This window comes from Polycladospora coralii (assembly GCF_014773435.2).
Lineage (GTDB): Bacteria > Bacillota > Bacilli > Thermoactinomycetales > Thermoactinomycetaceae > Polycladospora > Polycladospora coralii.
Genome location: NZ_JACXAG020000019.1, coordinates 1 through 5,387, shown reverse-complemented (window position 1 = coordinate 5,387; position 5,387 = coordinate 1). Strand labels below are relative to the sequence as shown.

Below are 5,387 nucleotides of genomic sequence, written 5' to 3'. Positions count from 1 at the left end.
GCAAGGGATCGAGCCGCCTAAGGTGGGGCAGATGATTGGGGTGAAGTCGTAACAAGGTATCCCTACCGGAAGGTGGGGATGGATCACCTCCTTTCTAAGGACGCTCCTTCTAGGAGCTTAAATCGAATCATGACAGGTCATGTAAGCACTCTTTAGTTTTCAGGGAATAGGTAACAGGCTTCCTTTTAAGGAAGCCTGTTTTTTGTTATGCTTAAAGAATCCCGTATTCATAAAGGAGAATGGCTATGGTTTCTCATTTTGCAGAACAAAAAATCTTACCTGTTGCCAAAAATGTAAAAGATTTTGAAACACTTATGTACAGCGAATATACATACATTATTTTGTTAGAGACACATATTGCACAACTTCCATCTCTTATGAAACTTGCTAAACAAAACCAAAAAAAAGTATTACTACATGTAGATTTGGTACAAGGCTTAAAAAGTGATGAATATGCTGCTGAATACTTATGCCAAATTGTAAAACCGGATGGACTTATTTCTACACGGGCACCGGTGGTCCGAATCGCAAAAAAAAGAAAAAAAATTGCAATTCAAAGGGTGTTTTTATTGGATACACATGCACTCGAAACCAGTTACCGTGTTATTGATTCAACTCAACCAGATTATATCGAGATTTTGCCAGGGGTAGTACCCCCTACTATTATAAAAGAAGTACACCAACACAGTAGTGTGCCCATCTTAGCTGGAGGTCTTATTCGTACGCATACTGAAGTTCAGGATGCACTAAAAGCTGGTGCATTGGCAGTAACTACTTCAGAAAAAAAATTATGGAACAGAAAAATTAATTGAATAGATTGCTAAAATAGAATACAATGTGCTTAAGAAAGCGATTTCATTGTAACAGCCCAAAAAAGTTAATCATTCATGACATGAGATCAGGAGAGTCATTGACAAACTTTCTTTTAAGGAAAGTTCTGTTAGTGACTCTTTTTTTGCAGATCGAAACATGAAAACCAAGAAATGTTATTGGAGGAGTAGACATGTCTCACTTTCTTGCGGAACTAATTGGTACCATGATGCTCATTTTACTAGGAAATGGTGTAGTTGCAGGAGTAGTACTCGGAAAGTCCAAAGCGAAGGACAGTGGTTGGATTGTCATTACGTTTGGTTGGGGCTTCGCTGTAATGATTGCGGCTTATATGGTAGGCCATTATAGCGGTGCATATTTAAACCCAGCGCTTGCAATCGGCTATGCAGTTGCAGGCGAATTAACCTGGTTAGAACTCATTCCATTAATCTCAGGAGAAATGGTAGGAGCAATATTGGGAGCGGTTTTAGTTTGGTTACATTATTACCCACATTGGAAAGAAACGGATGATGCAGAAGCGAAATTAGCTTGTTTTGCAACAGCACCAGCCATTCGACATACACCGTCTAATATTTTAAGTGAACTAATTGGTACATTCGTGCTGGTGTTTGTATTATTGGCATTAGGAGCTGAAGGTTTAGTATTTTCAGATGGTGTAAAAACAATGGTAGTCGGATTTCTGATTGTATCGATCGGCTTGTCTTTAGGAGGGACAACTGGATATGCAATTAATCCCGCACGTGATTTAGGACCTCGTATCGCACATGCCATTCTTCCCATTGCAGGAAAAGGGTCGTCTGATTGGAAATATGCTTGGATACCCGTTGTTGGCCCCATTTTAGGAGCTGTTCTTGCAGCATTGGTTTACGGATTTGTTATATGATTAGGACCATATCAATCAACACACTTGAATTGAAATAAAGCATTGTAATAGATATGCTGAATACAGAGAATGAAACGCATCACGAACTGAAACAGAGGCTATTATTTAGAAAAATCAAAAGGGGGATATTGAAATGTCTAAGAAATATATACTTTCCATTGATCAGGGAACGACGAGCTCGCGCGCCATTTTATTCGATTATAAAGGTCAAGTAAAAGGGGTTTCTCAGAAAGAATTTTCTCAAATTTTCCCTAAGCCAAGTTGGGTTGAGCATGATGCCGAAGAAATTTGGGAAACTGTACAATATGTTTTAAAAGATGTTTTAGAAAAAAATGATGTAGATAGTAACCAAATCGCTTCTATTGGTATTACTAATCAACGTGAGACAACTGTGGTATGGGATAAAACGACAGGAAAGCCTGTCTACAATGCAATTGTATGGCAATCGAGACAAACCGTAGACATTTGTAATGAATTAAAAACAGCGGGACATAGCGATCTATTTCGTAGAAAAACAGGCTTGCTTGTTGATGCATATTTCTCAGGAACAAAAGTAAAATGGATCTTGGATCATGTAGAAGGTGCACGGGAAAAAGCAAATGCAGGTGACTTATTATTTGGAACCATTGATACATGGCTTGTATGGAAATTATCAAAAGGGAAAAAACATATAACAGATTACACCAACGCTTCTCGTACACTCATGTTTAATATTTATGATTTAAAATGGGATCAAGAGTTACTAGACTGCTTAACGGTTCCATCATCTATGCTACCAGAAGTGCGCTCTTCTTCTGAATATTATACGGATGTGGATGCCTCTATTTTAGGCACATCTGTACCTATTGCAGGAATTGCTGGTGATCAGCAAGCGGCTTTATTTGGACAAGCATGCTTTGAAAAGGGTATGGCTAAGAACACATATGGAACAGGCTGTTTTATGTTAATGAATACAGGTGAAAAAGCTATTCCATCGGAGCATGGGTTATTGACTACCATTGCTTGGGGATTAGATGGCAAAGTAGAATACGCTTTAGAAGGAAGTGTTTTTGTCGCAGGTTCTGCTATTCAATGGTTGCGTGATGGGCTAAAAATGATTGAGTCCAGTGCAGACAGTGAAGAATTAGCGAACTCTGTTGAGTCAACTGATGGTGTATATGTTGTACCTGCCTTCGTTGGGTTAGGGACTCCGTATTGGGATAGTGATGCTAGAGGGGCTGTCTTTGGACTTACACGTGGAACAACCGATGCACACTTTGCTCGTGCAACACTGGAATCACTTGCTTATCAAACAAAAGATGTATTAACAGCCATGGAAAAAGATGCAGGATTCCACCTCACTAAATTAGGTGTAGATGGAGGTGCGTCGGCTAATAACTTCTTAATGCAATTCCAGAGTGATATTTTATCCGTTCCAGTTGAACGTCCTAAGGTGCTTGAAACAACAGCTTTAGGCGCTGCATACTTAGCTGGGTTGGCTGTAGGTTTTTGGGAGAGTAAAAAAGAAATTAAGGAAAACCAAAGTATTGATCAAACCTATCAGCCACAAATTAATGACAGCGAATCAAGTGTATTATATAATGGATGGGTAAAAGCAGTCGCATCAACAAGAACATTCCGTTAACAAGTTAATAGATGGTTGAGAATCGGAGAAAACCACATGACCTTATACATAAATGCGTATAAGGTTATGTGGTTTTTCTTTTGAATAAATGGGGAGGATACTCGTATGTTGAATCAAACTTTTTCTGTTAAAAATCGAGAAAATCAAATACAAAACATCTTGGACAAGGAATTGGACTTAATTGTTATTGGAGGAGGCATTACGGGTGCTGGAATTACACTTGATGCACAATCAAGAGGGGCTGAAACTCTTTTGTTGGAGATGCAAGATTTTGCTGCCGGTACATCAAGTCGGTCAACTAAGTTAGTGCATGGAGGACTTCGCTATCTTAAACAGCTGGAGATTGGATTAGTTGCTGAAGTCGGAAAAGAGCGAGCAATTGTTTATGAGAATGGTCCTCATGTTACCACACCTGAATGGATGCTACTTCCCATTATAGAAGGAGGGACATTTGGTAAGTTTTCTACTTCAGTTGGATTAAGCGTATACGATCGCTTAGCAGGAGTAAGAAAAACGGAGCGTCGTAAAATGCTTAGTAAAGAGGAAACACTAAAGCGCGAGCCTTTGCTAAAAGAACAAGGGCTAAAAGGATCGGGGTACTATGTGGAGTATCGTACAGATGATGCACGTCTTACACTAGAAGTACTAAAGAAAGCGTATGCATATGGGGCTAGTTTGTTCAACTATATGAAAGTAACCGATTTTATTTACAAAAATAATAAGCTAGTGGGTGTTAAAGTCACGGACCGCTTAACCAATCAAACGCATGATCTATACGCTAAAAAAATTGTAAACGCAACCGGACCTTGGGTAGATGATTTACGTGAAATTGATGGTTCTAAAAAAGGGAAACACCTGTATTGGACAAAAGGTATCCACATTGTAATCGACCAAAGCAAATGCCCATTATCTCATGCTGTATATTTTGATGTTGAAGATGGGCGTATGATTTTTGCGATACCACGAGCAGGGAAAACATATATTGGTACGACAGATACAGAATATCATGGCGATTTAGAACATCCTCGTCTTACGCAAAAGGATCGTGATTACCTAATTGAAGCGGTTAATCAAATGTTTCCTAAACTTCATTTATCGGATCACGATATAGAATCCGGGTGGGCTGGAATTCGGCCACTGATTCACGAAGAAGGGAAATCCCCATCTGAAATATCACGTAAAGATGAAGTTTTTCGATCTGAATCAGGTTTGATCACAATTGCTGGTGGGAAATTGACTGGTTATCGAAAAATGGCGCAAAAAATCGTTGATTTGGTCACGAGAGAAATAGGAGAAGAGACCGGTAATTCATTTAAAAATTGCCATACACATCGGATTTCGATTTCAGGGGGAGATGTGGGGGGAGTAGCGCAATGGGATCAATTTCTTAAGCAAAAAGAAGAGAGAGGAATTGAATTGGGGTTATCTCAAACAGAAACAAAACAATTAACTCAATTGTATGGTTCTAATATTGATACCGTTTATCAATATCTTGAAAGTAATGCATCGGAGGCTAGCAAAAACAAATTGAACCTTGCTGTATATGCCATGGTCAAGTACGCAATTGACCATGAAATGACTGTTCGATTAAGTGATTTCTTTATTAGAAGGACGGGCGCCTTATTTTTTAATATCGATTGGGTGCAGAAGTGGAAACAAGAAGTAGCACAATTTATGGCTAAAGAATTGAATTGGAATAATGAACAGCTTGGTCAAAATCTCAACGAGTTGCAAGTTGAAATCAGTTATAGTGTAGATGCAGCTAAAGAGTAGTGAATAACTATAAGTGTCAAACTAACATGGGTTCAGACCCAACTGTCCTAATTGGGTATAAAATCAGGTGGAGACTCTAATCCACCTGATTATTTGATCGAAATGAATTCACTTTTAAAAAAAAGGTTGCAATTGATATAGTATCATGGTATATTATTTCTTGTCGCCGCAAGCGACGCTGAAATGAATCGCACCTTGAAAATTAGATATGGAAACAAGCTGTATGAAATACACTTGGTCTTTTTTAAATGTCAAGTATATATTCACCGGAGAAGT

General features: G+C 38.7%; 4 protein-coding genes and 1 rRNA gene. All 5 read left to right on the top strand.

What is annotated here, in order from left to right; all coding sequences use genetic code 11:
- A 16S ribosomal RNA gene (locus tag IC619_RS16420) occupies positions 1–94 on the top strand; the annotation flags it as partial.
- 151 nt (positions 95–245) lie between these two features.
- Positions 246–812 carry a glycerol-3-phosphate responsive antiterminator gene (locus IC619_RS16415; RefSeq protein WP_191141192.1) on the top strand — a complete coding sequence of 189 codons (567 nt, stop codon included), beginning with the start codon at positions 246–248 and terminating at the stop codon, positions 810–812.
- Between the two features lie 191 nt (positions 813–1,003).
- Complete coding sequence (locus tag IC619_RS16410) at positions 1,004–1,714, top strand: MIP/aquaporin family protein (protein ID WP_191141193.1); 711 nt, start codon at positions 1,004–1,006, stop codon at positions 1,712–1,714.
- A 133-nt stretch (positions 1,715–1,847) separates the two neighbouring features.
- Positions 1,848–3,338 carry a glycerol kinase GlpK gene (gene glpK / locus IC619_RS16405; protein ID WP_191141194.1) on the top strand — a complete coding sequence of 497 codons (1,491 nt, stop codon included), beginning with the start codon at positions 1,848–1,850 and terminating at the stop codon, positions 3,336–3,338.
- A 105-nt stretch (positions 3,339–3,443) separates the two neighbouring features.
- Complete coding sequence (locus IC619_RS16400; protein ID WP_191141195.1) at positions 3,444–5,111, top strand: glycerol-3-phosphate dehydrogenase/oxidase; 1,668 nt, start codon at positions 3,444–3,446, stop codon at positions 5,109–5,111.
- The last annotated feature ends 276 nt before the right edge of the window (positions 5,112–5,387 follow it).